Annotated in this window: 22 protein-coding genes and 2 tRNA genes; 10 read left to right on the top strand and 14 right to left on the bottom strand. The window is 61.2% G+C overall.

Annotated elements, in window-relative coordinates:
- Window positions 1-22: 22 nt before the first annotated feature.
- The 7 genes from OOZ51_RS05670 to OOZ51_RS05640 all read left to right on the top strand — a co-directional run bounded on the left by OOZ51_RS05670 (window position 23) and on the right by OOZ51_RS05640 (window position 6,865).
- Complete coding sequence (locus tag OOZ51_RS05670) at window positions 23-625, top strand: DNA-3-methyladenine glycosylase I (RefSeq protein WP_265978203.1); 603 nt, start codon at window positions 23-25, stop codon at window positions 623-625.
- Window positions 626-923: 298 nt separating this feature from the next.
- On the top strand, window positions 924-1,286 hold the full coding sequence (locus tag OOZ51_RS05665) for an ArsR/SmtB family transcription factor (RefSeq protein ID WP_265978202.1): 363 nt from the start codon (window positions 924-926) through the stop codon (window positions 1,284-1,286).
- The gene (locus OOZ51_RS05660; protein ID WP_265978201.1) at window positions 1,283-2,326 is read left to right on the top strand and encodes a cation diffusion facilitator family transporter; all 1,044 of its coding nucleotides are present in this window, start codon (window positions 1,283-1,285) and stop codon (window positions 2,324-2,326) included. The genes OOZ51_RS05665 and OOZ51_RS05660 overlap by 4 nt, the downstream gene beginning before the upstream one ends.
- Before the next feature lie 118 nt (window positions 2,327-2,444).
- Complete coding sequence (locus OOZ51_RS05655; protein ID WP_265978200.1) at window positions 2,445-3,800, top strand: FtsW/RodA/SpoVE family cell cycle protein; 1,356 nt, start codon at window positions 2,445-2,447, stop codon at window positions 3,798-3,800.
- A gap of 377 nt (window positions 3,801-4,177) precedes the next feature.
- Window positions 4,178-5,380 (top strand): MFS transporter, encoded by a 1,203-nt coding sequence (locus OOZ51_RS05650; RefSeq protein WP_323054684.1) that lies wholly within the window; start codon window positions 4,178-4,180, stop codon window positions 5,378-5,380.
- A 601-nt stretch (window positions 5,381-5,981) separates the two neighbouring features.
- Entirely contained in the window at window positions 5,982-6,398 is a 417-nt protein-coding gene (locus OOZ51_RS05645) for an ArsR/SmtB family transcription factor (RefSeq protein ID WP_265978199.1), read from the top strand.
- Window positions 6,395-6,865 (top strand): SRPBCC family protein, encoded by a 471-nt coding sequence (locus OOZ51_RS05640; protein WP_265978197.1) that lies wholly within the window; start codon window positions 6,395-6,397, stop codon window positions 6,863-6,865. Before OOZ51_RS05645 ends, OOZ51_RS05640 begins: the two co-directional genes overlap by 4 nt.
- A 14-nt stretch (window positions 6,866-6,879) precedes the next feature.
- Here OOZ51_RS05640 and OOZ51_RS05635 read toward each other — a convergent pair whose 3' ends face one another.
- Window positions 6,880-7,749: a rhomboid family intramembrane serine protease gene (locus OOZ51_RS05635; protein ID WP_265978196.1), complete on the bottom strand. Its 870-nt coding sequence runs from the start codon at window positions 7,747-7,749 to the stop codon at window positions 6,880-6,882.
- A 20-nt stretch (window positions 7,750-7,769) separates the two neighbouring features.
- Window positions 7,770-8,312, bottom strand: a complete 543-nt coding sequence (locus OOZ51_RS05630) for a peptidylprolyl isomerase (RefSeq protein WP_265978195.1) — start codon at window positions 8,310-8,312, stop codon at window positions 7,770-7,772.
- 153 nt (window positions 8,313-8,465) lie between these two features.
- On the opposite strand from OOZ51_RS05630, the gene OOZ51_RS05625 reads away from it, so the two are divergent.
- Complete coding sequence (locus tag OOZ51_RS05625) at window positions 8,466-9,428, top strand: hypothetical protein (protein WP_265978193.1); 963 nt, start codon at window positions 8,466-8,468, stop codon at window positions 9,426-9,428.
- Window positions 9,429-9,550: 122 nt separating this feature from the next.
- On the top strand, window positions 9,551-10,435 hold the full coding sequence (locus OOZ51_RS05620; protein WP_265978192.1) for a glycosyltransferase family 2 protein: 885 nt from the start codon (window positions 9,551-9,553) through the stop codon (window positions 10,433-10,435).
- Between the two features lie 24 nt (window positions 10,436-10,459).
- On the opposite strand, the gene OOZ51_RS05615 is transcribed toward OOZ51_RS05620, so the two are convergent.
- The 12 genes from OOZ51_RS05615 to dnaA all read right to left on the bottom strand — a co-directional run bounded on the left by OOZ51_RS05615 (window position 10,460) and on the right by dnaA (window position 23,716).
- Complete coding sequence (locus OOZ51_RS05615; RefSeq protein WP_265978191.1) at window positions 10,460-11,368, bottom strand: DMT family transporter; 909 nt, start codon at window positions 11,366-11,368, stop codon at window positions 10,460-10,462.
- A 66-nt stretch (window positions 11,369-11,434) separates the two neighbouring features.
- Window positions 11,435-11,510 (bottom strand) — tRNA-Ala (locus OOZ51_RS05610).
- A gap of 72 nt (window positions 11,511-11,582) precedes the next feature.
- Complete coding sequence (locus OOZ51_RS05605; RefSeq protein ID WP_265978190.1) at window positions 11,583-11,699, bottom strand: DLW-39 family protein; 117 nt, start codon at window positions 11,697-11,699, stop codon at window positions 11,583-11,585.
- Window positions 11,700-11,756: 57 nt separating this feature from the next.
- Window positions 11,757-11,830: transfer RNA gene (locus OOZ51_RS05600), tRNA-Ile, on the bottom strand.
- A gap of 113 nt (window positions 11,831-11,943) precedes the next feature.
- Complete coding sequence (locus tag OOZ51_RS05595) at window positions 11,944-12,639, bottom strand: DUF3566 domain-containing protein (RefSeq protein ID WP_265978189.1); 696 nt, start codon at window positions 12,637-12,639, stop codon at window positions 11,944-11,946.
- Window positions 12,636-15,377, bottom strand: coding sequence for a DNA gyrase subunit A (gene gyrA / locus OOZ51_RS05590; protein ID WP_265978187.1), 2,742 nt, complete (start codon window positions 15,375-15,377; stop codon window positions 12,636-12,638). Before gyrA ends, OOZ51_RS05595 begins: the two co-directional genes overlap by 4 nt.
- Before the next feature lie 62 nt (window positions 15,378-15,439).
- Window positions 15,440-17,515: a DNA topoisomerase (ATP-hydrolyzing) subunit B gene (gene gyrB, locus OOZ51_RS05585; RefSeq protein ID WP_265978185.1), complete on the bottom strand. Its 2,076-nt coding sequence runs from the start codon at window positions 17,513-17,515 to the stop codon at window positions 15,440-15,442.
- 396 nt (window positions 17,516-17,911) lie between these two features.
- Window positions 17,912-18,466: a DciA family protein gene (locus OOZ51_RS05580; protein WP_265978184.1), complete on the bottom strand. Its 555-nt coding sequence runs from the start codon at window positions 18,464-18,466 to the stop codon at window positions 17,912-17,914.
- Window positions 18,453-19,646, bottom strand: coding sequence for a DNA replication/repair protein RecF (gene recF / locus OOZ51_RS05575; RefSeq protein WP_265978183.1), 1,194 nt, complete (start codon window positions 19,644-19,646; stop codon window positions 18,453-18,455). The genes OOZ51_RS05580 and recF overlap by 14 nt, the downstream gene beginning before the upstream one ends.
- 23 nt (window positions 19,647-19,669) lie before the next feature.
- Entirely contained in the window at window positions 19,670-20,590 is a 921-nt protein-coding gene (gene gnd, locus OOZ51_RS05570) for a phosphogluconate dehydrogenase (NAD(+)-dependent, decarboxylating) (RefSeq protein WP_265978289.1), read from the bottom strand.
- A gap of 57 nt (window positions 20,591-20,647) precedes the next feature.
- Window positions 20,648-21,772: a DNA polymerase III subunit beta gene (dnaN, locus tag OOZ51_RS05565; RefSeq protein WP_265978182.1), complete on the bottom strand. Its 1,125-nt coding sequence runs from the start codon at window positions 21,770-21,772 to the stop codon at window positions 20,648-20,650.
- Window positions 21,773-22,294: 522 nt separating this feature from the next.
- Window positions 22,295-23,716, bottom strand: a complete 1,422-nt coding sequence (dnaA, locus tag OOZ51_RS05560) for a chromosomal replication initiator protein DnaA (RefSeq protein ID WP_265978181.1) — start codon at window positions 23,714-23,716, stop codon at window positions 22,295-22,297.
- Window positions 23,717-24,175: 459 nt separating this feature from the next.
- Between dnaA and rpmH the strand changes: the two genes are divergently transcribed.
- The gene (gene rpmH / locus OOZ51_RS05555; protein ID WP_011776797.1) at window positions 24,176-24,313 is read left to right on the top strand and encodes a 50S ribosomal protein L34; all 138 of its coding nucleotides are present in this window, start codon (window positions 24,176-24,178) and stop codon (window positions 24,311-24,313) included.
- The last annotated feature ends 28 nt before the right edge of the window (window positions 24,314-24,341 follow it).

Here is a 24,341-nt window from a genome sequence, read left to right as displayed (position 1 = left end):
AGCTTCCTGCGGAGGAACACCCATGACCCCGCCCGAGAACGGCACCATCATTGGCGATGACGGCCTCGCCCGGCCGCCGTGGGCATCCGCTGACCCGCTCATGCGCGAGTACTACGACCACGAGTGGGGCATGCCCGTGCGGGACGAGCAGGGCATGTACGAGCGCATCAGCCTTGAGGGTTTCCAAGCGGGTCTCTCTTGGGCCACTATCTTGCGCAAGCGCGAAGCGTTCAGATCCGCTTTCTTGAACTTCCACCCGGAAAGCGTGGCTGCCTTCACCGAGGCGGATGTCGAACGGCTGATGCAGGATCCAGGGATCGTGCGCAACCGCCTCAAGATACGCGCGGCCATCACCAACGCCAAAGCCACCATCGCCCTACGCAGCGAAGGCGGACTGGTGGACTTCGTGTGGTCCTTCCAACCCGAGGCGACGCCCGAACCGCGTACCTTTGCCGATGTCGCCACCCAGTCGCCGGAATCGATCGCTTTGTCCAAGGCCCTGCGTAAGAAGGGCTTCGCCTTCGTCGGGCCAACCACAATGTACGCGTTGATGGAGGCGATCGGCATCATCGATACCCATCTCGTGGACAGTCATCGTCGTGGCAGTTCTGGAGTTTGGCCCTGATACCCCCATATTCTTTCCACAGAAGTGCGTAACTTTATCCACAGCTGTGGACAATTCATGTGGACATCCACGTACATGGCGCGAAAAACCGCGAGATTCAGGTGAATCCCGGGCCTGCACGCTTTCCACATGAGGTTTTACCCAATGTGAACAACGCTGTGGATAGTGTTCCCGGGTTCATCGAGAGTTCACCGCGGATGCATTGAGAACTTCATTCAGCCCTCTGAACCCTGACCACTTGAGGGGCTTCCCGGCTCTTCGATGTGGCTTCAGTAACGATGTGTGAAAGAATCTGCGTATGAATGCAGATAAGAGTACCTGCTCGCTGGGTGTCGATAGCCAGTACGTTGAGTTGGCCGTAGAAGTGTTCGCGATGCTGGCTGATGCCACGAGGGTACGGATCATCCTGGCCCTCCGCGACGGCGAAATGGCCGTCGGCGCGCTGGCGGACCTGGTGGGGAAGTCCCCGGCAGCAGTATCGCAGCACCTTGCCAAAATGCGCCTGGCGAGGATGGTTTCCACGCGGCAGGACGGAACCAGGGTCATGTACCGGCTGGAGAACGAGCACGCCAGACAACTTGTGGCAGATGCCATCTTCCAAGCAGAACACGCCCTCGGCGGCACCCCTGCACACCACCGCACAGAACAGGCAACGGCATGAGCAGTCACCAGCAAGTTGATCATCACGACGACCACGTGCACGACCATGACCATGAGCACGCCGGGCACGACCATGATCATGACCACGAGCACGAGCACCATGGGGGTCTGAAGGGCTGGCTCTACGAGCTTTTTGTTCCACACACCCACGATGCCGCCGATTCCATCGACGATGCCCTTGAGTCCAGCACACAGGGCGTTCGGGCTCTTAAGATCAGCCTCTTCATACTCCTTGCCACTACCGTCCTGCAGTTTCTGGTGGTCCTTATCAGCGGCTCCGTCGCTTTGCTGGCCGACACCATCCACAACTTCTCGGATGCGCTCACCGCTGTGCCCCTGTGGATCGCGTTCATCCTGGGACGTCGGGCGGCAACTCGCCGCTACAACTATGGATATGGGCGGGCGGAGGATCTTGCGGGACTGTTCATCGTTGTCGTGGTTGCGCTTTCTGCTGTGGTCGCCGCCTGGCAGTCCATTGACCGCTTGTTCCACCCGCAACCCCTGCACAACCTGTGGTGGGTTCTCGCGGCCGGACTCATAGGCTTTGCGGGCAACGAAATTGTGGCCGTCTACCGCATCAGGGTCGGCCGGCAGATCGGGTCCGCTGCACTGGTCGCCGACGGCGTGCACGCCCGCATCGACGGATTCACCTCCCTCGCCGTGGTACTTGGCGCCGGCGGCGTGCTGCTCGGATTCCCTTTGGCCGACCCCATCGTCGGCCTGCTGATTTCGGCGACCATCATCGTGCTGCTCTGGGGCACTGTGCGAAGCGTCGGACGGCGCCTGATGGACGGAATAGAACCCGAACTCCTCGACAACGCCCAAGCGGCGTTGGAAAGGACCCCGGGTGTTCTATCCGTGCCGAAGCTGCAGCTTCGCTGGGTTGGCCATCGCCTTCAGGGAGCGGCCACCATCGTCGTCGCCAACGCAGCACTCTCAGCCGTGGAAGAGACAGTCGATGACGCCCGGCACCAGCTTGAGCGCGCGCTCCCAAAGCTCGACGACGTGGTGATACAGCCTGTGACGGGGCCTGCCAGCTGACCGGCCGGGTTCCATTCCCAACAGATGCCTAGCTGATCGGGCTATGATGACGCACTGAACACTGACCCGCTGAGAGGGACCCGCCCGGCCCGCCCGAAATCCACGAAAGAAGATGCCAATGAGCCAGCAAGCGATTCTGGCGAAGCCTCGCCGGAACGTAGAAATGGTGCTGCTGGTACTCGCCCTTGGCGTCGGCATCGGAGCCATCGCAATGACGAGCGTGGACAAGAAGGAAGCCCTCGACTTTGGCTTCTGGCTCCAAGCCGGAACGTTGACGGCGCTGGCCGGGGTCTTCCACGTTGTCTTGCGGTTCAGGGCACGGTATGCGGATCCGGTGATCCTCCCGATCGTCGTGGCTTTGAACGGCTTGGGCATCGCCATGATCCGACGCTTGGACGCGTCAACCGGCAGCACTGCCGGGACCAATCAACTCAACTGGACGATCGTCTCGGTCCTGGTCGCAGCCGCCGCGCTGTGGCTGCTGAAGGATCACCGGTTACTGCGCCGGTACACCTTCATTGCACTTGCCGTCAGCGCCGCCCTTCTCATCCTTCCTCTCGTCCCGGGCATTTCCGCCGGCGATATCAACGGCGCGAATGTCTGGATACGCGTCGGGTCCCTGCAGTTCCAGCCCGGGGAGATCGTGAAGATCACGCTCGCCGTCTTCTTCGCAGGATATTTGTCCTCCAACCGGGACTTGATCTTGTTGGCGGGCAGGAAATTCGGGCGCCTGCAGTTTCCCAGAATCAAAGACACAGGGCCGATGGTCACCGCTTGGGCCGCGAGCGTAGGCGTACTGGTCTTCCAGCACGACCTGGGCATGTCCATATTGCTCTTCGGGCTGTTCATGGTGATGATCTACGTTGCCACGAGCCGGGCCAGCTGGCTGGTTCTCGGCCTGGTGCTCATGGCTGTGGGCGGATACGCCGCGGCGAAGATCTTCTCCCACGTCGGCTTGCGAATCGACGCCTGGATCAATGCCTTCGACGCCCAGGTGTACACCCGCTTTCCCGGAGGTAGCGCCCAGATTGTCCAAGGCCTCTTCGGAATGGCCGACGGCGGCCTGATCGGAAAAGGCCTTGGGCTCGGAAGCCCTGACCTTGTGCCCTTCGCCAACAGTGACATGATCATCGCCTCCCTCGGGGAAGAACTAGGCCTGATAGGGCTGTTCGCCATCGTGCTGCTCTATTTGCTGCTTTTCACCAGGGGATTCCGGGCCGCGTTGGGCATCCGGGATGCGTTCGGGAAACTCCTCGCCTGCGGGCTCTCCTTCACCATGGCGATTCAGTGTTTCATCATCATCGGCGGCGTCACCCGCCTTATTCCCCTGACCGGGCTGACGACGCCGTTCCTTTCCGCCGGCGGGTCCTCCCTCCTTGCCAACTGGATCATCGTCGCCCTGCTGCTCCGAATCAGCGACGCAGCCCGCAGGCCCCAAGCGATCGCTTCCCAGGACGAACACGTCTCGGCCTGACGCCCGTCTGCGTCATCCGATTATCGTGTGCCACGCACCCAGGAAAGCATCTCCCGGAAGTCCCTTGCCGGGCTGGCGACACGTTTCCGGCACTCGTGACACATAGATAATGTCTGGCACGCGCAGGGATCCAAGGACCCCTGCAAGGCGTGCGGCTGGATCTGAGACCCCGGCCGCACGCCGCCCTACAACATCAGATGCCACGGGACTCGGGTCTGGAGTCCGTGGCCCACAGCAGTTGAGGCAGGTTCCATCATCACCGTGATTCCCTCACACATATGCCCGGTGATGGTGCATCCCCTGGAAATCAAGGTCCAGAGTGAGGGGCGTCCCCTGCCCTCTATGTGGACACCGAAAGTCCTTCCTGAATTGCAGCAATGATGGGCGGGCAAGAGCTCCGCCGAGAAAATCTCTGGAGGGTCTTGGCCGCAGCAGTCCCTTCGTCATTTCTTTCCCAGCTGGGGTTTTACGCAATGTTGCCCCTTCTCCCAGCCCTGCTGGCCGGTCAATGGCACGTTACTTCCGGATGGGAGACAGGTGTTGCGCTCTTTGTTCTGTCTGTCAGCATGCGCGCCGCTGCGGTGCTGTTGAGCAGGATGATGCGGACATGGCCCTTGCGACTGTCCGTCTGCGGAGGGCTCAGCATTGCAGCACTGTCCTTCGGATCTCTGGGTCTTGCGAACCAGGTGGCCAACGTCGTTGTTCTCCTTGGTGTCGCGGGCGTAGGGATCAGTGTCAGCGGAATGGCACTTCGAGTCTTCGCCACAGAATCACTCCAGTCCTCTGATCGGAGAACGACCGTCTTCTCCGCAATCCAAGTAGGCGCAAATCTGGCTGCAGCAGCTGGCCCGATTCTGGGTGCGCTGCTCCTAAGCAGCTCAGCGACTGCTCTTCTTTGTTGGGTTGCGTCCGCATACGTTGCTGCTGCCATCGTTTCTGCGATTTTCGTTCCCCCAACACGACCGCGCACCTCTACGGAACGGCCACCGCTCACAAAGGAAACGTTCACCGCGCTTGTCCTGGATCGGAAAGTCCGGGCGGCCGCGATCACCTCCGCGACTGGTTGTTTCCTCTACGCGCAGCTCTTCTCTTCGATCTCGATCCATCTCCTCTCCATTGCCGAGTCCGGCCCACTAAGATCGTCGGTTTTTGTCGTAAACGCCTTGTTGGTGGTGGCCATCCAGGCCCCCATCAGCATGCTCATGAACAGAAGAATGCGCGGTGGAACGGCCCCCTTTGCATTCATGCGCGGAGGAGTTTCTATCTTCGCCGGCGCGTACCTCGTCATGGCCCTGTTAGGGGGCACACTTCCGGGAGTCCTGCTTGCGGTGGTTGTTTTCTCAATTGCGGAAGCCTTCTTTACACCCATGTTGAACACTGCTTTCGCAGGCATCGGCGCTCACCGCTCGCAACTCGAGCTCTTCAACATGCGACAAATTTCCACGAGCATCGGCGAATCCGCCGGCAGCCTCGTTGGCGGCGCGGTGTTCGCCTTGTCCCAAGCTGCTGGTTGGAACACGGCCTATTGGGGTGCACTCGCCGTGCTTGCTATTTCAGTGGTCAGCACCGTCCGCAAGTGATAGATGACAAGCAACTCGGGAACTGCAATCGTCGAAGTTACACACTTAACAACAGGCAGCTACCCACAAGTTATCCACAGTTGGGGAAAAGTATTGTCTTCACCGTGGAAAACTCCCGGAACGGCGCACTTCCAAGGCTACCGGGAATCTGCGAACTACAACCGTGTGAGTTATTAACAATGTTGATAACCCTGTTGATACCGCGCCCCGGCCACTGCCAACAGTGAGGTTGTCCACACACCCCTGAATTACGGGCTTCTTATCCACATAACCACAGGCACGCTGGCAAAAGTTATCCACAGCTGTGGACGTTAATCCGCAGAGGAATCCGTCACCCGCGTCATCTCAGCCCACACAGCCAATCCACAACGGAACTACATCCTTGTAAGTTACACACAATGTGGATAACACCTGTGGAAAACACGTTCAGGGTCTTGACGGTGTTCGTGCACAGTCCTAGGCTTGGTTTATTCAATGAACCAGTTGATAAACGACTTATTTGAATAACACTTCAAGAAGCAGCTAGTTGAAGAAGCAAAGTGCTTGTGTGCTGCGGAAAGCCGTCCGCGACGCTCGAGCCTGAGCCTGGCAGGGGAGACACATGCCGGAGACTGTTGGAGCAGCAGTGCGGGATCCTGAAGACCAGCTCAATAAGGCCTTCATGGCACTCGCCGATCCTGTCCGCCGCAGGATACTGGCGCGATTGGCCTTGGGCGACGCCACCGTCACTGAGATCGCCCAGCCATTCACCGTCACCCTCCAAGCCATTTCAAAGCATCTACAGGTGCTGGAAGGCGCCGGGCTCATCACTAGGAGCAGGGAAGCGCAGCGCCGGCCCTGTCACCTGAACACCACGGCGCTGGGTCCCTTGGCCGAGTGGATCGAGAGCTACCGTCTTCAGGCCGAAGAGCGTTTCACCCGGCTGGACGAGCTATTGGCCGGTGAAACCCGGTTAGCCGGAGAGACTACTGCTGACTTGGCCGAAGGGGACTATCCGGAAAAGGAGAAGGAACAATGAGCACCAACACAACAACCATTGACGTCACGGCCGGCACGCCGTTCATCGACACCAGCCGCGACTTCGACGCCGCTCCGGATCGCGTGTTCCGGGCCTTCACAGATCCCGAACTTGTGGTGAAATGGCTGGGCCCGCGGCGCCTGGAAATGCGTCTAGAGTCCTACGACGCGCGGACCGGCGGCAGCTACCGCTACGTACATTCGGACCGCGAAGGCAACGAATTCGGCTTCCGAGGGGTCTTCCACGAAGTTCAAGAACCCTTGAGGATCATTCAGACCTTCGAATTCGACGGCGCCCCTGGTCAGGTCACCCTGGACACCACGAGGTTTGAGGATCTCGGGGGCCGCACGCGCGTCGTGCAGCGCTCGGTGTTCCCCTCGGTCGAGGCCAGGGACATGGCGGTAGCCAGCGGCATGGATGCGGGCATCAAGGAATCGATGGATCGCTTGGAGGAACTCCTCGGGTAAAGCGCGAGGAAGGGCTAGCCTGCCGTGGCCCTAAGGACGGTGGCCAGGACCAGAATCCCGGCCACCACTGCCATGCCGGCTGTCTGGAGCAGTGCCTGGCGCGGTCCACGCGGAGCAAAGGCGATGACGGCCGCGGAGAGCGCACCTGTAATGAGCCCGCCCAAGTGGGCCTGCCAGGCGATACCGGGGACCAAGAAGCCAATGGCTCCGTTGATGGCAATGAGGATCCACAGCTGCCTTGTGTCTCCGCCGCGCCGGCTTTGGACCACCAGGAGTGCGCCAAACAGGCCGAAGATCGCGCCGGAAGCGCCTTCCACTCCGGTTGGAGGCAACATGGGTGTTAGGAGCAGGAAACCCACAGAGCCGCCGACTGCGGACAGTAGATAAACGGCCAGGAAGCGAATGCGCCCCAGAACGGGCTCAAGGACCTGGCCAAAGATCCAGAGCATGTACATGTTGAGCACGATGTGCAGGACAAAACCCTGCGAATGGACAAAGGCAGACGTCAGCATCCGCCAGGGTTCGAAGGCCCCAAACTGCGGGGTGGCGTAGACCGACGCGAAGGCAAGTTGATCCTCCACCACATTGCCGGGAATCAACCATTGCAGGACGTACACCAGGGCGCACAGCCCAATAATCACGTACGTCGCCAGGGGCCGGCCTGTCGAAATGGCGCCGCCATAGGCGGAGCGCGCGGCCGGCGTCGAACGCTTCATTTCATTGACGCAGTCAATGCATTGGAACCCGACGGCGGCCGCCCGCTGGCATTCGGGGCATGCAGGACGCCCGCAACGCTGGCACCGCACGTAAGAGGGCCTGTCCGGGTGCCTGGGGCACACCGGAATGTCTGCGGACGGCTCTGCCGCCGGGATTCCGTAACTCATATGTTGCTAGGCTCCGGGGGTCAGAGCTGGACGATGTCAATGCTGTTGATGACGACGTCTTCAACGGGGCGGTCGCCCATGCCGGTGCGGACGGCCTCGATGGCGTCGACAACCTTCTTGGACTCTTCGTCGGCAACCTCGCCGAAGATGGAGTGCTTGCCGTAGAGCCAATCAGTGTTAACCGTGGTGATGAAGAACTGGGAACCGTTGGTGCCCTTGCCCATCTGGATGCCTGCGTTGGCCATGGCCAGCTTGTAGGGGGCGTTGAAGCTCAGCTCCGGGTGGATCTCGTCGTCGAACTTGTAGCCCGGTCCGCCGATGCCGCGGCCGAGGGGATCGCCGCCCTGGATCATGAAGTCTTTGATGATGCGGTGGAAAACGGTGCCGTTGTAAAGCGGGGTACCGGTCTTGTCTTCGCCGGTCTCAGGGTGCGTCCAGGACTTCTCGCCGGTGGCCAGGCCAACGAAGTTGGCGACCGTCTTTGGCGCGTGGTTGCCGAAGAGGTCAACCACGATGTCGCCGAGGCTCGTGTGGAAAGTTGCTTTTGCGGTTGCGATGGTCATAGCGCCATTCTTCCATGCAGGGTCAACGGCGAGGCGGCCAGGAGGCCGGTTCCGCGCTCGGTGAAATCTTCCATGAATCCGCTGGATCAATAGCCGGTGCCGGTCAAGCCACGTAGGCTAACAACAAACGAGCATGATAATCGGGAGGTAGTTGTGAAGAAATCGGACCGGATTGCCCGCGAACTTGAACACACCGTTGTGAATGGTGTCGAGAATGCCAAGGACTGGGCGACGCCGCGCGTCGAAGCAGCAGTGAATTGGGCGGTTCCCCGTATCCAGCACGGTATCGACACCGCTTCGCCCAAGCTCCAGGAAGGCCTGAAATCGGCCGCGCACAACCTCGCCGACGGCGTTGCTACCGTCACGCCGAAGCTCCAGGAAGGCCTGGCGAACCTCGCACCGCGGATCCATGACGCCGTCGAGGACGCCTCGCCCAAGATCCAGGACGCACTCAATAAGGCCACACCGGCTCTTAGCCACGCCCGGGACAAGGTTGTTGAGGAGTACCTGCCCAAGCTCTCCGAGCAGCTCGGTCAAGCCTCCGAAGTTGTCCACCACGCTCTTGAGAACGCACCCGCGCAGGTGGATGCCGTCGCCCAGAAGCTGGTGGACTCGGGAGTGGTGCACAATCTCCAGGAGCAAGCACAGGCCACCAAGGCCCAGCTGAAAACCGCAGCCGAGGAAGCCTCAAAGGCGGTCTCGAACGAACTCGCCAAGACCAAGAAGCCCAAGAAGCGCGGACTCTTGATCTTCACGGTTCTGGCAGCAGCGGCGGCAGCCGGAGTTGCCGCATGGAAGGCCAGCCGCCCCGTGGAAGACCCGTGGAAGACTCCGGTCCCAGTGACTCCTTCACCGGTTCCGGCCGCGGCGGCAGCAGAAAAGGTTGCCGAGAAGGCCAACGAAGCCGCCACCAAAGTAGCTGAGAAAACCGAAACCGCAACCGAAAAGGCAAAGGACGCCGTCGAGGACGCCAAGGATGCCGCTGCAAAGGTGGCAACCGACGCCAAGACCGCGGTGAAGAACATCGCCGCCAGCCTGCACAAGGACGAGGCAGGCAAGGACGAGGCCGGCAAGCACGAGGCAGCCATGGACGAAGCAGGAAAGCACGAGGCCTAGTCGAAAGCCATACTCGCTTCACGTTGAAGGGATTCCGGTTCGCCGGGGTCCCTTCAACTGTTTGGCCACATGTCACCGAAGGCTTCCTCAGCGGACACCGGCCTGATGCTAGATTTATGGGGATGCTAGCCGATAGATCTTCCGCAGATGCAGCCAGTAACGCAGCCGTCGCACCCGTGAAGCCGACCGTTTCAATCGTCATTCCGGCGTACAACGAAGAGAGCGTCATCCGGCAATGCCTTATCGCGGCCGTTTACCAGTCAGTGCCTGCAGACGAGATCATCGTCGTGGACAACATGTCCAAGGACCGCACAGCCCAGATCGTCCAGCAGATGCAGCAGGAGTACCCGGAGAGCCCTATCATCCTGTTGAGCCAGGACAAGACCCAAGGCCTCATCCCTACCCGTAATTTCGGCCTCAACAGCGCTACATCGGAGATCCTTGGCCGGATCGATGCCGACTCCGTCCTGGAACCAGACTGGGTTGAACAAGTCCAGAAGGCCTTCACGGATCCTTCTGCCCAAGCAGCTACGGGTCCCGTGGTTTACTACGACATGCCCATGCGTCGATTCGGGCTCAAAGCCGACGACAAAATGCGCCAGCTCATGCTTCGGCTTGCGAAGCACCAGTACCACTTCCTTTTTGGCTCCAACATGGCGCTTCGCCGCTCCGCGTGGGAAACCATCCGTGACGAGACCTGCCTGGACGAGAAGGACGAGATGCATGAGGACATCGATCTTTCCCTGCACCTTGCCGACCACGATCTCAGGGTGCAGTACTGGCCGCAGATGGTCTCCGGCATGTCTGCCCGCAGGCTTGAGGACTCACCGCGCGACTATCGCTATTACGTGACCCGCTTCGACCGCACTTACAAGGCCCACAACGTCAAGAAAATGGCGCTGAAGGCCCCGATGGTGGTGTTCTTCTCGGTCTATTTCCCGGCGAAACTGCTCCGGGCCATTCACGCAGCCAACACGAGCCAGGGCGCGCGCCGCGGCGGCATGTAGCAGCACGGACGGTAACCTTCCGCGTCAGTCGGTACCCAGCTCGGCGATCTTGTCTTCAGGGCCGGCTTTACCGCGCCGCTGACCGATTACGACGACGGCGAGTCCGGCCAGGATCAAGGCTAGCCCCGCATAGGTCCCGGACGGCAGAGACTCGCGCAGGAATACCGCGGCCAGAAGGGCTGCGCCAGGAATCTCCAGCAGGATGATCATGGAGACCAACAGCGGGCTCATCGTGGCCAGAAGGTGATTGAAGGCGGTGTGGCCCACTAGTTGCGCGCACACAGTGATCGCCACAATCCCCAGCCAGCCGCCGGCGTCGAACCCTACAAGCGGCTGGCCGCTCACGAGGGCCAATACCGCAACAATGGCCGCGCAAATCCCGTAGCAAAGGGTGGTGTAGGTCCCGATTCCCATGCTCTGGCGCGCCTTGCCTCCGGCCAACGTGTAGAGCCCGGCCAGTGCGCCTCCGGCGAGGGCCAGGACGTCACCAAGGAAGGCTTTCGGTGAGGTTCCCATATCGAAGCCCGTGATTGCCGCGACACCGCCCAGTGCGATGCCCAGACCCACCAGGACCGGCCAGCGGTGCCGGGTGCCGCGAAGGAGCTGGAAGACAGCGATCCATGCCGACTGCAGGCACACCAAAGCGGTGGCGGCAGCGACAGACGTCAACTGAAGCGCGGTGATGAAGCACGCGAAATGGAAGGCCAGCGCGGCTGCCGCGACGGCGGACCAGGTGAACTCGTGACGCGTAATCTTCCGGAACTGCCGTGGTTCGCGGATCAGGACCGGGGAAGCCATGACGACGGCGGCGATTGCGTTCCGCCAGAAGGCGATAGCCAGTGCCGTGACAGACGTGGCGCCGAGCGTTCCAGCGATGAGGGGTCCGGATGATGCGACACCGAGTACGCCCAAAGCGGCAACAATGAAGTTCACAGTTCAACCTTAGTGAAGTGATTAACGCAAAGAGTCCCGGTCATTTCTGACCGGGACTCTTTCTTATGGTGGAGGCACGGGGACTCGAACCCCGAACCCCCTGCTTGCAAAGCAGGTGCGCTACCAATTGCGCCATGCCCCCATAAGAAGCAACCCATCCATACTACCCTAGATCCTTCGATGGTTTTCACCATGTCCGGACCGGGCGTCCTCGCTAGTCAACCGTGTCGGTTGCCTTGCTCCAGACCGTTTTCCGGGCCTCGGATTCCTGCACCTTTTTGTAGAGCAGGACGCCTGCGACCGCAGCTGCAACTATGAGCAACTTCTTCACATGCACCCCGTTCCGATTCAGTTTCCTGAATCTTTAGCAAAACCTGTGCAGGTTCCGTGGGCGTACCAGGACTTGAACCTGGGACCTCTTCGTTATCAGCGAAGCGCTCTAACCGCCTGAGCTATACGCCCCGATACCTCTTCGGGCCGAGACATGACTTTACAGCACATCCCGGCCCGATCTCAAATCGAGGTATTTCCACCACTGTTTTCCAGCAGTTTCCCTCTTTTTGCGACCGTTTGGGCTAGTCGTCGGTGAGGGTCACTCCAATGCCACCCACGAGTGTTGCCGAAATGTTATACAGCACGGCACTGAGCATGGAGAGGGCGGTCAGCAGGACCACGTTCACCACGGCAATGATGGTGGCGAATGAGGCAACCTGTCCGAGCGACGCGACCTTCTTGAGTTCAAAGCCGCCGCTTTCCGAACCTGCCAGCGTGCCCAGAAGGCTGTCCACCTGGTTGAAAATGCCAGTGAGGTCCAGAACGGTCCAGAGAACGATCGCGGCAATCACGGTCACAATGCCCAGGGCAACGGACAGCAGGAATGCCATCTTCAGCACCGACCACGGATCAACTTTGCTGACCAGCAGGCGGGCGCGGCGAACCTTTGCCTTCGGTGCCGGCTTCACAAGCCCCGGATTCCCTGCGGCCGGACGCTGCTGGGCCTGCGCGGGCCGCTGGCCGGGCGCAGGACGCTGGCCGGGAACGGCGGGACGCTGCCCTGCCGGGCGCTGCTGACCCTGTGCAGGCCGCTGGCCGGGAACGGCCGGGCGTTGGCCCGGTACCCGTTCCGCGCCAGTTCCTGCCGGGCTCGAAGCAGCCGCCGCCGGGCGCTGCTGGGGACGGGCCGGTGCGTCTACCCGCGGAGCAGCCGACGGCTGCCGGAATCCTCCAGGGACACCCGTACTCGGCTTGGGATATGAGTCCGAATTGCTCACTCGTTACCTCCGGTGTTGTCTTCGTTCAGCTCGACGCCGGACCCATTACCGGATCCTGCGGCCGATCCCGATTCGGCCGTTGCGGTCGCCCCATCGGCGCCGTCGTTTGCAGCCAACGTTACGTCATCGGCCAGCCCGGACTGTCCTCCAAGAGGATTTTCGACACTATTGGCGGCTAAGTCGTTGTCAGCGCCCTCGCCCTGTTCGTCATCGGTTTCCTCGCCATCAAGGCCGCGTTCGCTGTTGCGGGCCACCTCGATGATGCGATCGTTCTTGTCAGGCTTCGCGAAGATGACGCCCATGGTGTCACGGCCCTTGGCAGGAACACCGGCCACAGCAGAGCGGACAATCTTGCCGCCCTCCATGACCACCAGGACTTCGTCTTCTTCGTTGACGATCAAGGCACCGACAAGGTCGCCGCGCTCTTCCTGAAGCTTGGCCACCTTGATGCCCAGGCCGCCACGGCCCTGGAGCCGGTACTCCTCGACCGCAGTGCGCTTCGCGTAGCCGCCTTCGGTCACCACGAACACGAACGAGCCGTCCTGGACGACGTCGGCCGCGAGGAGTTCGTCGTCTTCGCGGAACTTCATGCCTGTCACACCGGAGGTCGCGCGCCCCATGGGGCGCAGTGCCTCGTCGGTAGCCGTGAAGCGGATGGACTGACCCTTGCGGGAAACCAGGAGGAGATCGTCGGTCTCGGACACGAGCTGCGCCGAGACGAGCTCGTCCTCATCCCGGAGGTTGATAGCGATGACGCCGGCGGTGCGATTGGTGTCGTAGTCTTCCAGGCGCGTCTTCTTCACGAGGCCGTTCTTGGTGGCGAGCACCAGGTACGGGGCTTGCTCGTAGTCGCGCAGGTCAAGAACCTGGGCGATGTGCTCGTCCGGCTGGAAGGCCAACAGGTTTGCCACATGCTGACCCTTTGCGTCGCGGCCGGCCTCGGTAAGTTCGTACGCCTTGGCCCGGTACACGCGACCCAGGTTGGTGAAGAACAGCAACCAGTGGTGCGTGGTTGTGACGAAGAAGTGCTCCACAACGTCGTCGCCGCGAAGCTGGGCACCTTTGACGCCCTTGCCGCCGCGCTGCTGCGAACGATAGTTGTCGCTCCGGGTGCGCTTGACGTATCCGCCGCGGGTGATGGTGACCACCACTTCTTCCTCGGGAATGAGGTCTTCCATGGACATGTCTCCGTCGAACCCCATGAGGATATGGGTCCGGCGATCATCACCGTGCTTGGCCACGATCTCGGCCAGTTCCTGGCTGATGATGTCGCGTTGGCGCTGCTCGGAGGCCAGGATCGAGTTGAACTCCGTGATCATGGCCTCAAGCTCGGAGTGCCTGTCTTGGATCTTCTGCCGTTCCAACGCGGCGAGGCGGCGGAGCTGCATGTCGAGGATGGCGCGGGCCTGAAGCTCGTCGATCTCCAGCAGCCCCATCAAGCCATCGCGGGCAGCCTCGGTGGTGTTGGACGCTCGGATGAGCGCGATAACCTCATCCAGCATGTCCAGCGCCTTGAGAAGAGCGCGCAGGATGTGCGCCTCTTCCTCGGCCTTGCGCAGCCGGTAGCGAGTCCGCCGGACAATGACATTCATCTGGTGGATCACCCAGTGCCGGATGAAGGCGTCCAGGCTCAGCGTGCGGGGTACGCCGTCGACGATCGCCAGCATGTTGGCGCCGAAATTGTCCTGCAGCTGGGTGTGCTTGTAGAGGTTGTTGAGCACAACCTTGGCAACGGCGTCGCGCTTGAGAACAATCACCAGTCGCTGTCCGGTGCGGCCGGACGTCTCGTCGCGCAGGTCCGCGATGCCCTGGATCTTGCCGTCTTTGACAAGTTCGGCGATCTTGATGGCCAGGTTGTCCGGGTTTGCCTGATATGGCAGTTCCGTGACCACCAGGCATGTGCGGCCCTGGAGTTCCTCCACGTTCACCACTGCGCGCATGGTGATGGAGCCGCGGCCCGTCCGGTATGCGTCCTCGATGCCCTTGTGGCCGAGGATGGTTGCACCGGTCGGGAAGTCCGGACCCTTGATGCGCACGAGCAACGCCTCAAGGAGCTCTTCACGGCTGGCCGTTGGGTTGGCCAGATACCACTGCACACCCTCGGCGACTTCGCGGAGGTTGTGGGGCGGGATGTTGGTGGCCATGCCCACGGCGATGCCGGAGGAGCCGTTGACCAGCAGGTTCGGGAAACGCGCCGGCAGGATGGTGGGTTCCTGGTTCTTGCCGTCGTAGTTGTCCTGGAAGTCGACGGTTTCCTCGTCGATGTCACGGACCATTTCCATGGCCAGCTGGGCCATCTTGGTTTCCGTGTATCGCGGAGCTGCGGCACCGTCATTGCCGGGGGAACCGAAGTTGCCCTGGCCCAGCGCCAGCGGATAGCGCATGGTCCAGTCCTGGATGAGGCGGACCAGGGCATCGTAGATCGCGGTGTCACCGTGCGGGTGGTACTGGCCCATGACCTCGCCCACTACGCGGGCGCACTTGTTGAAGGAGCGGTCCGGACGGTAGCCGCCGTCGAACATCGCGTAAAGCACTCGGCGGTGGACCGGCTTCAAGCCGTCGCGGACGTCCGGAAGCGCACGGCCAACGATAACGGCCATGGCATAGTCCAAGTAGGAACGCTGCATTTCCGTCTGCAGGTCTACCTGGTCTATACGGTCGGTCAGCACATCGCCCTCAAGTACGGGTTCCGGAATGCTGGCCGACTCAGCGGGAACCTCGGGTGTTTCTTCACTCATAATCTATGATTTCCGTTTCAGGTATATGTCAGTTCTGGAATATTCCTAGGGCCTTGAAGTCTCTAGATATCCAGAAACCTGACATCCTTGGCGTTCTGCTGAATGAAATTCCGGCGCGATTCCACGTCCTCACCCATCAGCACGGAGAAGGTCTGGTCCGCTGCCAGGGCATCGTCCATGGTGACTTGCAGGAGCGTGCGGTGGTCCGGATCCATGGTGGTATCCCAGAGCTCGGTGTAGTCCATTTCACCGAGGCCCTTGTAACGCTGGATGCCGTTGTCCTTCGGGATTCGGCGACCAGCGGCCTGCCCGGAGACCAGCTTGGCGTCACGTTCGCGGTCGCTATAGACATAGTCGTGAGGGGCGTTCGACCACTTGATGCGGTACAACGGCGGCTGGGCGAGGTAGACGTAGCCGTTCTCAATCAGCGGCCGCATGTAGCGGAAGAGCAAGGTCATGAGCAGCGTAGTGATGTGCTGGCCGTCCACGTCTGCATCGGCCATGAGGACGATCTTGTGATACCGCAGCTTGGAGATGTCGAAGTCCTCGCCGATACCCGTGCCGAAGGCCGTGATCATGGACTGGACTTCATTGTTGCCGAGGGCCTTGTCCAGGCGTGCGCGTTCCACGTTCAGGATCTTCCCACGCAGTGGCAGGATGGCCTGGGTTTCGGGGTTGCGTCCACGCTTGGCCGAACCGCCGGCGGAGTCACCCTCCACGAGGTAGACCTCGCAGCGCGCGGGGTCCTTGGAGGAGCAGTCGGACAGTTTGCCCGGCATGCCGAAGGATTCCAGCGGGCTCTTCCGACGTGCGTTGTCGCGGGCCTTGCGGGCAGCCATGCGCGCTTGGGCGGCCTGGACAGCCTTGCGGATGACGTCGCGGGCCGGGCCGGGGTTTCGTTCCAACCAGTCGCCAAGCTGGTCGGTGACCACGCGTTGGACGAAGCCCTTGACCTCGGAGTTGCCCAGCTTGGTCTTTGTCTGACCTTCGAACTGGGGCTCGGACAGCTTCACCGAGATGACTGCTGTGAGACCCTCACGGATGTCGTCGCCAGTGAGGTTGTCTTCCTTTTCCTTGATGATGGTCTTCTCGCGCGCGTAGCGGTTGATGAGCGAGGTCATCGCGGCGCGGAAACCTTCTTCGTGGGTGCCGCCCTCGTGTGTGTTGATGGTGTTCGCGTAGGTGTGGACGCTCTCGGAATAGGCCGTGGTCCACTGCATCGCGACTTCGACGGCGATGTGCCGCTCAGTGTCTTCGGTTTCGAAGGCGATAACGTCCTCGTGGACGATGTCGACTTTCTTGCTCGAGTTCAGGTGCTTCACGTAGTCGAGCAGACCGTCGTTGTACTGGTAAACGACCGTCCGGTGTTCTGCTGCCACTTCGCCGTCAGTAGCAACTGCGTCAAGATCCAGGTCATCGTCGCCTGCCACTGCCACAGGACGCTCATCCGTGAGGGTGATGCGCAGGCCCTTGTTGAGGAAGGCCATCTGCTGGAAGCGCGCACGGAGAGTCTCGAAATCGAAATCGGTGCTCTCGAAGATGGTGCCGTCCGGGTAGAACGTCTGGGACGTTCCGGTCTCGTCGGTTGCTTCGCCCTGGACGAGACCGCCCTGTGGCTTGCCGCCATCGGCGAAAGTCATCCGCCAAACGTGGCCCTGGCGACGCACCTCGGTGTCTACCCTGCGCGAAAGCGCGTTGACAACGGAAATACCGACGCCGTGGAGGCCACCGGACACGGCATAGCCACTGCCGCCGAACTTACCGCCCGCGTGCAGGATGGTCATGACAACCTCAACGGTCGGCTTCTTCTCCGTGGGGTGCATATCCACCGGGATGCCACGGCCGTCGTCCACGACCTTCACGCCGCCGTCGGCCTGGAGGGTCACTTCAATGTGGCTGCAGTACCCGGCAAGGGCCTCGTCCACCGAGTTGTCCACCACTTCGTACACCAAGTGATGGAGGCCGCGCGGGCCTGTGGATCCGATATACATACCGGGGCGCTTGCGCACCGCTTCGAGACCTTCCAGCACGGTAATGTCGCTTGCACCGTACTCCCTGGACCCCGAGGGCGTGTCAGGCTTATGGGCGTTCTCCTTCGCGGGCTCTACTGCCAAGGTCTCTGCATTGTCGTTAGCCACAGGCGCTTTCGACTCCTCCGTGTTCGATGGTCGCTAGCCGTCACCGCACCAAGGAAGCACGTCCGTCAGGACACACCACAGGGATACGGCAGCCGCCAACAGGGACGTCACTGCTAACGCCGGTTACTTCGTGACTGGCGGATCCGCTTTTACATTGCTGTTCAGCGAAACCAATCAACGTTCACCGGCGCCCAGTTGTCTATGCCGATTCTATCGTGACCTAGCGTCGTTCCTTGCAAAACCCGGCCCTAATGCTGATGAATGTACCTGTGGGAGGCCGCTGGCCCCATCTTCAAGCCATCAAAAGAGCACCCTCTAGGGAGCTATACGGTCCGGGGAGGTTTCTCGCCCCTGTGCGCCGTTCAAGGAAACCGGCTGACGCGGGTGCCCGGGAGGTTACCCGTAGGTATCCCGCGGGCCTCGTCCATTGACGCTCCGGCCGCCCTTTCGCCAGTTCGGTGCGGTTGGCGCGAGCACCTGAATGGACGTCACCACACCGTCGCCGAGCTCCCTCCGGAACATCTCCAGAAGGCTGGTACTCAGGAGCCGGAGTTGCGTCGCCCAGGCCGTGGAATCACAGCGGACGTGAAGCGTGGTGTCGGTGAAGCTCTCCGGGGTGCAATGCGCCGAAATTTCCGGACCTACCAGGGCGTCCCATTCCGCCATCACGGAACCGACAGCCACGGGGGACGTCCAACCCCGTTCAGCGACCAGCCTCCCCACGACCTTCCCCAAACCAAGGGGGTCCCGGCCACTGCCGTGGAATTGGCTGAATCCGCGGGTATCCCGGACGCCTTTCCGTTTCGGAGCGGCACCGGTGCGCGGTGCAGCACGCCGGATTTCGCCCCGCGCGGCGGCCGCTTCGCGCATCCGGTTCAGGGCCGATTGGGCAGCGTCAATCTCGTCGGGGTCCCTGCCCGGCTGGCGCCCGCCGGGGCTATCCTTCTCCATCAATGCCTCCGGGCACTACCTTCACGCGCCGCCCGGCCAGTTCCTCGGGAATGTCGGCGTCGACGGCGGCCGTCACCAACACCTGTTCCGCGCCGGCCACTATTGCAGCCAGTTTACGCCTGCGCTGCACGTCCAGTTCGGCGAACACATCGTCCAGAATGAGGATCGGGGCGGAACCGCCCGTGCGCGTGTCATCGAGCATGACGTAGTAGGAGGCGAGGCGCAGGGAAAGGCACATCGACCATGTTTCTCCATGGGAGGCATAGCCCTTGGCCGGAGCTGGCCCAAGAACCAATTCGAGTTCGTCGCGGTGCGGTCCAACCAAGGAGATTCCGCGTTCCAACTCCTTGCGGCGCGATGCGGCGAAGGCCTGGACATAGCGCTCGGTGAGCTGTTCCACGGAAAGCGAGCGAAGGTCCTCAACCCCATCCGAACCTTCGTCAAAGCGCTCGGCGGGACCGCCGTCGTCGTCCAACACCCCCTGGATGGTGGAGCGGTAAACCGCGCCGGCTTCCTTGGTGCCATCCGTCAGTTGCGCGTAAGCGCTCCTGAGGTGGGGACGGAGCCGCTCCACGAGTTCCAGACGAGCGTGCAGGAGTTCCGCGCCGGCCCGGGCCATGTGCTGGTCCCAGACATCGAGGGTTGCTTCGTGGGCCGAGGTGAACTTTCCGGCACGGGCCGATTTCAGGAGGGCGTTGCGCTGTTTGAGCACGCGGTCGTAGTCGCTGCGGGTCGCCGCGTGCACTGGCATGAGGCTGACCAGCAGTTCGTCGAGGAAGCGTCGGCGGTTGGACGGATCACCCTTGACCAAGGCAAGGTCCTCAGGGGCGAACAGCACCGTGTGACAAATGCCCAGGATGTCGCGGGCGCGCACCGGATTCCCACGATTGATCCGGCCACGATTGGCCCGTCCGGCGTTGATTTCGAGTTCGACCACCGTCGACTGTTCGCCGCTGACAAGTTTCGCACGGATCAAAGCCCGTTCGGTGCCGAACCGCAAAAGGGGCGCATCCGTGCTGACCCGATGCGAGCTCAGTGTGGCCAGGTATCCAATGGCTTCCATGAGGTTCGTCTTGCCGATCCCATTGGACCCCACCAGGACAGTGACGCCGGGGCCGAGCTTGAGGTCAACTTGCGCGTAACTGCGGAAATCAGTGAGGGAAAGATGTTCGAGGTACACGCGTACGGCTGGTTGCCCGGGGCCTAATTGGCCGGACGGGTGGCGTGTCCGCCGAACTGATTGCGCAGCGCCGAAACCATCTTCATGGCCGGTGAGCTGTCCTCCCGGGAGGAGAAGCGGGCAAAAAGCGCAGCGGTAATGGCCGGGGCCGGAACCGCGTTGGCGATGGCCTCTTCGACAGTCCAGCGTCCCTCGCCTGAATCCTCGACGTAGTCGCCGATGGAGGCCAGGCCCGGGTCTTCATCCAAAGCCTTGACCATGAGGTCCAACAGCCACGAACGGACAACCGTGCCCTTTTGCCAGGCGCGGAAGGTGCCGGGAAGATCTTTGATGATGTCCTTGGCCGCCAGCAATTCGTAGCCTTCGGCGTAGGCCTGCATCAGACCGTATTCAACGCCGTTGTGCACCATCTTGGCGTAGTGGCCGGCGCCCACGCCGCCCACGTGGACGAAGCTGTCGGCACGTTCGCCTTCAGGGCGGAGCGCATCGAATACCGGCATAGCGAGTTCGATGTCTTCATCTGCACCACCTGCCATGAGTCCGTAGCCGTTTTGCAGGCCCCAGACCCCGCCGGAAACCCCGCAATCGGCAAACCGGATGTCCTTGGAGGCCAGGAAAGCCGCATGCTTCTGGTCTTCGGTAAAGCGTGAGTTGCCGCCGTCGATCACCATGTCTCCGGGAGAGAGCTTCTCGCCAAGTTCGCTGATCACGGCATCGGTGATGTCGCCGGAAGGAACCATAACCCAGACCAGCCGCGGCGCCGGAAGCGCGGCGACGAGTTCATCGATGGAAGCGACGTCGGCGATGTCGGGATTGCGGTCAAAGCCAGTGACTTCGATCCCGCCTTTCCGCATGCGTTCGCGCATGTTGAAACCCATTTTTCCAAGGCCGATCAGTCCGATGTGCACGGTGTGAACTCTTTTCTGCGTTGGTGATTGTGGTATCCCGACTGGCTCGCAGTTGTTGTCGTTTTGGGCGCCCAGAACGACAACAACTGCGCGCTAGTTGGGCAGGCGGACGGGCATCACGAGGTAGCGGTAGTCGCCCTTGTCATCGCCGTCGGCGTCAACTTGAGCAGTGATCATGGCCGGCTTGGGCGCCGTGGTGAAGGAGAAACGCACGAACTTGGTTTCTATGACACCCAGGCCTTCCACCAGATAGTGCGGGTTGAAGGCTACCGTTATGTCTTCGCCGCTGAGCTGGGCTTCCAGTTCCTCGGATGCCTGGGCGTCTTCGCCAGTGCCGGCGTCGAGGCTCAACTGGCCTTGGGTGAACGCCAGACGGACCGGGGTGTTTCGTTCGGCGACCAAGGAAACGCGGCGAACAGCTTCGACAAGCTCCTGGGTCTGGACAGTTGCGTGGATCGGCGTGGAATCCGGGAACAACGAGCGGATCTTGGGGTAGTCGCCGTCCACGAGCAAGGATGTGGTGGTGCGCCCGCCGCTTTCGAAGCCAATCAAGCGGCTGTCGTCTTCCGCAAGGGCGAGGTGGATGTCACCGCTGCCACCGAGGGTCTTCGCCACTTCATTTAGGGTCTTGGACTTCACCAAGGCACTGGTGGAAATTCCCGGAGTCACGGGCTTCCACGGTACCTCCCGCATGGCCAGGCGGTAACGGTCCGTGGCGAGGAGGGTGATCATGTCATCCTCGATCTCCATCCGGACACCGGTGAGGATCGGCAAGGTGTCGTCTCTGCTGGCCGCGATGATGACCTGGGAGACGGCCTGGGCGAAGGCGTCGCCGGGCAAGGTTCCGCTGATGGCGGGAAGTGCGGGAAGCGGCGGGTATTCGGATTCCGGCATCGTGGCGAGATGGAAGCTGCTTCGACGGCACGTGAGGGTGACCCTGCTGCCATCGGTCTCGATTTCGACGGGCGCCGATGGAAGGCTGCGGCAGATGTCGGCCAAGAGGCGCCCGGAAACCAGGATTGTTCCCTCGGTGGTGATGTCGGCGGGAATCTCAAGGCGGGCAGAGGTCTCGTAGTCAAAGCTTGAGAGGCTCACTGTTCCGGCTTCTGCCTTGAGCAGGAGACCTGAAAGTACCGGAACGGGCGGCCGCGGAGACAACGACCGGGCTGTCCACGTGACGGCTTCTGCCAGGACATCCCGCTCGACTCTGAACTTCACGGAAGGGTGCCGCCTTTCATTGCTGCTGCCAGTGTTCCACCGGAAACTCCCCAGGAGCCCCGAAAACCAGCGCCCGGAACCCGAAAACTGCACGGTCCGCAGTAAGCGAACTACAAAGCAGCGCCAAGGATGGACGCGATGCAGACAGCTTAGCCGGAAGTTCGGGCATTAACCCATCCCAGGCCTGCTGGCTTGTGGTTCAGGCAGCCACGGGCTGCGTCGGTGAGTGGGCGGAAGGAGATTGTTATTTGAGGGAATTCATTTTTTTGGGATTAGTAGTGTTAATAACCCCTGTGGAAACTGTGGATAACTGCTTCTGGACCCGCAGTTCCGCGGTTAAGGCCTGTTCACGATGTGTGGGTGACTGGGTTTTAAACAGGGTGTGGACGTGGATAACCCCCAGGCCCGTTTTTGACGATCCACAGATGCCTTAAGGGTTTTAAGCCCATTAACCGCGCTTGTCCCCTTAAGTATCCACAGGCTTATCCACATGTGCCTGTTAATAAGGTATGTAGTGGTGGCTTACGAATCGCGCTGTTGCTGTTTGATGCGGTTGGTCAGCTCTGTCACCTGGTTGTAGATCACACGACGCTCGGCCATGAGTTCGCGGATCTTGCGGTCGGCGTGGATCACCGTGGTGTGGTCGCGGCCGCCAAGCTCCTGACCGATCTTGGGCAGGGACATATCCGTGAGCTCACGGCACAGGTACATGGCGATCTGCCGCGCGGTAACCAAGGTGCGCGTACGGGACTTGCTGCAAAGCTCTTCCATGCTGAGCTTGAAGTACTCGGCCGTCTGCTTCAGGATCTGGTCAGCCGTGATCTCCTGGGCTCCGTCGTCGGTGATCAAGTCCTTCAGGACCATCTCGGCGAGGGCTACATCCACGGCCTGACGGTTGAGGCTGGCGAACGCAGTGACGCGGATCAGCGCGCCTTCGAGCTCGCGGATGTTGCTGGAGATCTTGGAAGCGATGTATTCCAGGGCGTCGTCGGGGGCGGACAAACCCTCGCTCTGCGCCTTTTTGCGGAGGATGGCGATGCGGGTTTCGAGTTCCGGAGGCTGGATATCAGTCAGCAGGCCCCACTCGAAACGGGACTTCATGCGGTCTTCGAAGCCCGCCAGCTGCTTGGGCGGAAGGTCCGAGGTGATGACCACTTGCTTGTTGTTGTTGTGCAAGGCGTTGAAGGTGTGGAAGAACTCTTCAAGCGTCCGGTCCTTCCCTGCAAGGAACTGGATGTCGTCAATCAGAAGCACATCGACGTTGCGGTAGGTGGTCTTGAAGCTGGCACCTTCGTCGTCTCGGATGGAGTTGATGAAGTCGTTGGTGAACTCCTCGGAATTCACGTAGCGCACACGGATGCCGCTGTAGAGCCGGCGGGCATAGTGGCCGATCGCGTGCAGCAGGTGCGTCTTTCCCAGCCCGGAATCACCGTAGATGAACAGTGGGTTGTAGGCCTTGGCGGGTGCTTCTGCGACCGCGACGGCCGCAGCGTGGGCAAAGCGGTTGGACGAACCGATCACGAAGGTGTCAAAGACGTACTTCGGGTTCAGGCGGCCAAATTCGTGCGAAGTACTCGGCGGGGTGGGCTGCGGCTTCAGTTCCACGGCCAAGTCGTTCGCGGAAGAGAGTTCGACGGCGGGGGCCGGCTCTTGGTGGATGGGCACCAAGTCTGTGTCGACGTCGATTGCGCACCGGATGTCATCGGAAAAGACATTGCGGAGCGCGTCGTCGAGGGCGTCCTTGACTTGCGTCTGGAGAACCTCGCGGGTCAGCTCATTGGGCACGGCCACCAAGAGGGTGGAGCCGATCAGGCCTTGCGCCTGGGCGAGGATGACGAAACCACGTTGCCGGGGCGTGACGCGATCGTCTTGTTCCAGAAGGCTCAGCACCCGCCGCCAGGAACTTCCGACCGTGTTGGCGTGGTTGGCGTCGTCTACCGTCATCAATTGGTTCCCTCGAGTGCTTGCTTGCCTGGATTGCGGCAGCCGAAAGGTCCAAACCATGAGTGGATTTCGAACCGAATCCACAGGGTTATACACAGTCCGTGGATAATCGGCTACTGAGCCACTCTAGGGGATGGAAACCCCAGAAGATAGCTGGGAAGATGCTTGTGGATAATTACACGGTTGTGGTTCTGAAACGGGTCCTGTGAGCCACTTCATCCACAGGCTGTTGGGTCTACTTAGCCACAGTTGGGGATAACGGGCCACGCGGCTCCCGGTTTGACCTGGGGGGTCTTTTTGCCCTAACGTTGTGAAGTCCTATGTGTCCGCTTTTCGACCACCCGCACCTCCGGTAAATCCGGCGTTGGGCGGCGGCGGATACACAAATAAACTTAGCGTCGGCCAGTTCTTCCCCTTTTGATCGGGTGGGCGCACCTTTGATCCACTGGAGTAACTAACGTGAGCAAGCGGACTTTTCAGCCGAATAACCGCCGTCGGGCCAAGAAGCATGGCTTCCGCCTTCGTATGCGCACCCGTGCCGGCCGCGCCATCTTGGCCGCCCGTCGTGGCAAGGGCCGCGTCGAACTGTCGGCCTAAATAACTGACTCGTCGGTCAGTCTCCCAA

The sequence above is a fragment of the Arthrobacter rhizophilus genome (genome assembly GCF_026241105.1).
Lineage (GTDB): Bacteria > Actinomycetota > Actinomycetes > Actinomycetales > Micrococcaceae > Arthrobacter.
This window is presented reverse-complemented; position numbering and strand designations above follow the sequence as displayed.

What these genes read in the sequence shown, in the direction of transcription:
- OOZ51_RS05670 (WP_265978203.1), top strand. Translation starts at nt 23, where the DNA reads ATGACCCCGCCCGAGAACGGCACCATCATTGGCGATGACGGCCTCGCC.
- OOZ51_RS05665 (WP_265978202.1), top strand. Translation starts at nt 924, where the DNA reads ATGAATGCAGATAAGAGTACCTGCTCGCTGGGTGTCGATAGCCAGTAC.
- OOZ51_RS05660 (WP_265978201.1), top strand. Translation starts at nt 1,283, where the DNA reads ATGAGCAGTCACCAGCAAGTTGATCATCACGACGACCACGTGCACGAC.
- OOZ51_RS05655 (WP_265978200.1), top strand. Translation starts at nt 2,445, where the DNA reads ATGAGCCAGCAAGCGATTCTGGCGAAGCCTCGCCGGAACGTAGAAATG.
- OOZ51_RS05650 (WP_323054684.1), top strand. Translation starts at nt 4,178, where the DNA reads ATGATGGGCGGGCAAGAGCTCCGCCGAGAAAATCTCTGGAGGGTCTTG.
- OOZ51_RS05645 (WP_265978199.1), top strand. Translation starts at nt 5,982, where the DNA reads ATGCCGGAGACTGTTGGAGCAGCAGTGCGGGATCCTGAAGACCAGCTC.
- OOZ51_RS05640 (WP_265978197.1), top strand. Translation starts at nt 6,395, where the DNA reads ATGAGCACCAACACAACAACCATTGACGTCACGGCCGGCACGCCGTTC.
- OOZ51_RS05635 (WP_265978196.1), bottom strand. Translation starts at nt 7,749, where the DNA reads ATGAGTTACGGAATCCCGGCGGCAGAGCCGTCCGCAGACATTCCGGTG.
- OOZ51_RS05630 (WP_265978195.1), bottom strand. Translation starts at nt 8,312, where the DNA reads ATGACCATCGCAACCGCAAAAGCAACTTTCCACACGAGCCTCGGCGAC.
- OOZ51_RS05620 (WP_265978192.1), top strand. Translation starts at nt 9,551, where the DNA reads ATGCTAGCCGATAGATCTTCCGCAGATGCAGCCAGTAACGCAGCCGTC.
- gyrA (WP_265978187.1), bottom strand. Translation starts at nt 15,377, where the DNA reads ATGAGTGAAGAAACACCCGAGGTTCCCGCTGAGTCGGCCAGCATTCCG.
- OOZ51_RS05580 (WP_265978184.1), bottom strand. Translation starts at nt 18,466, where the DNA reads ATGGAGAAGGATAGCCCCGGCGGGCGCCAGCCGGGCAGGGACCCCGAC.
- dnaA (WP_265978181.1), bottom strand. Translation starts at nt 23,716, where the DNA reads ATGACGGTAGACGACGCCAACCACGCCAACACGGTCGGAAGTTCCTGG.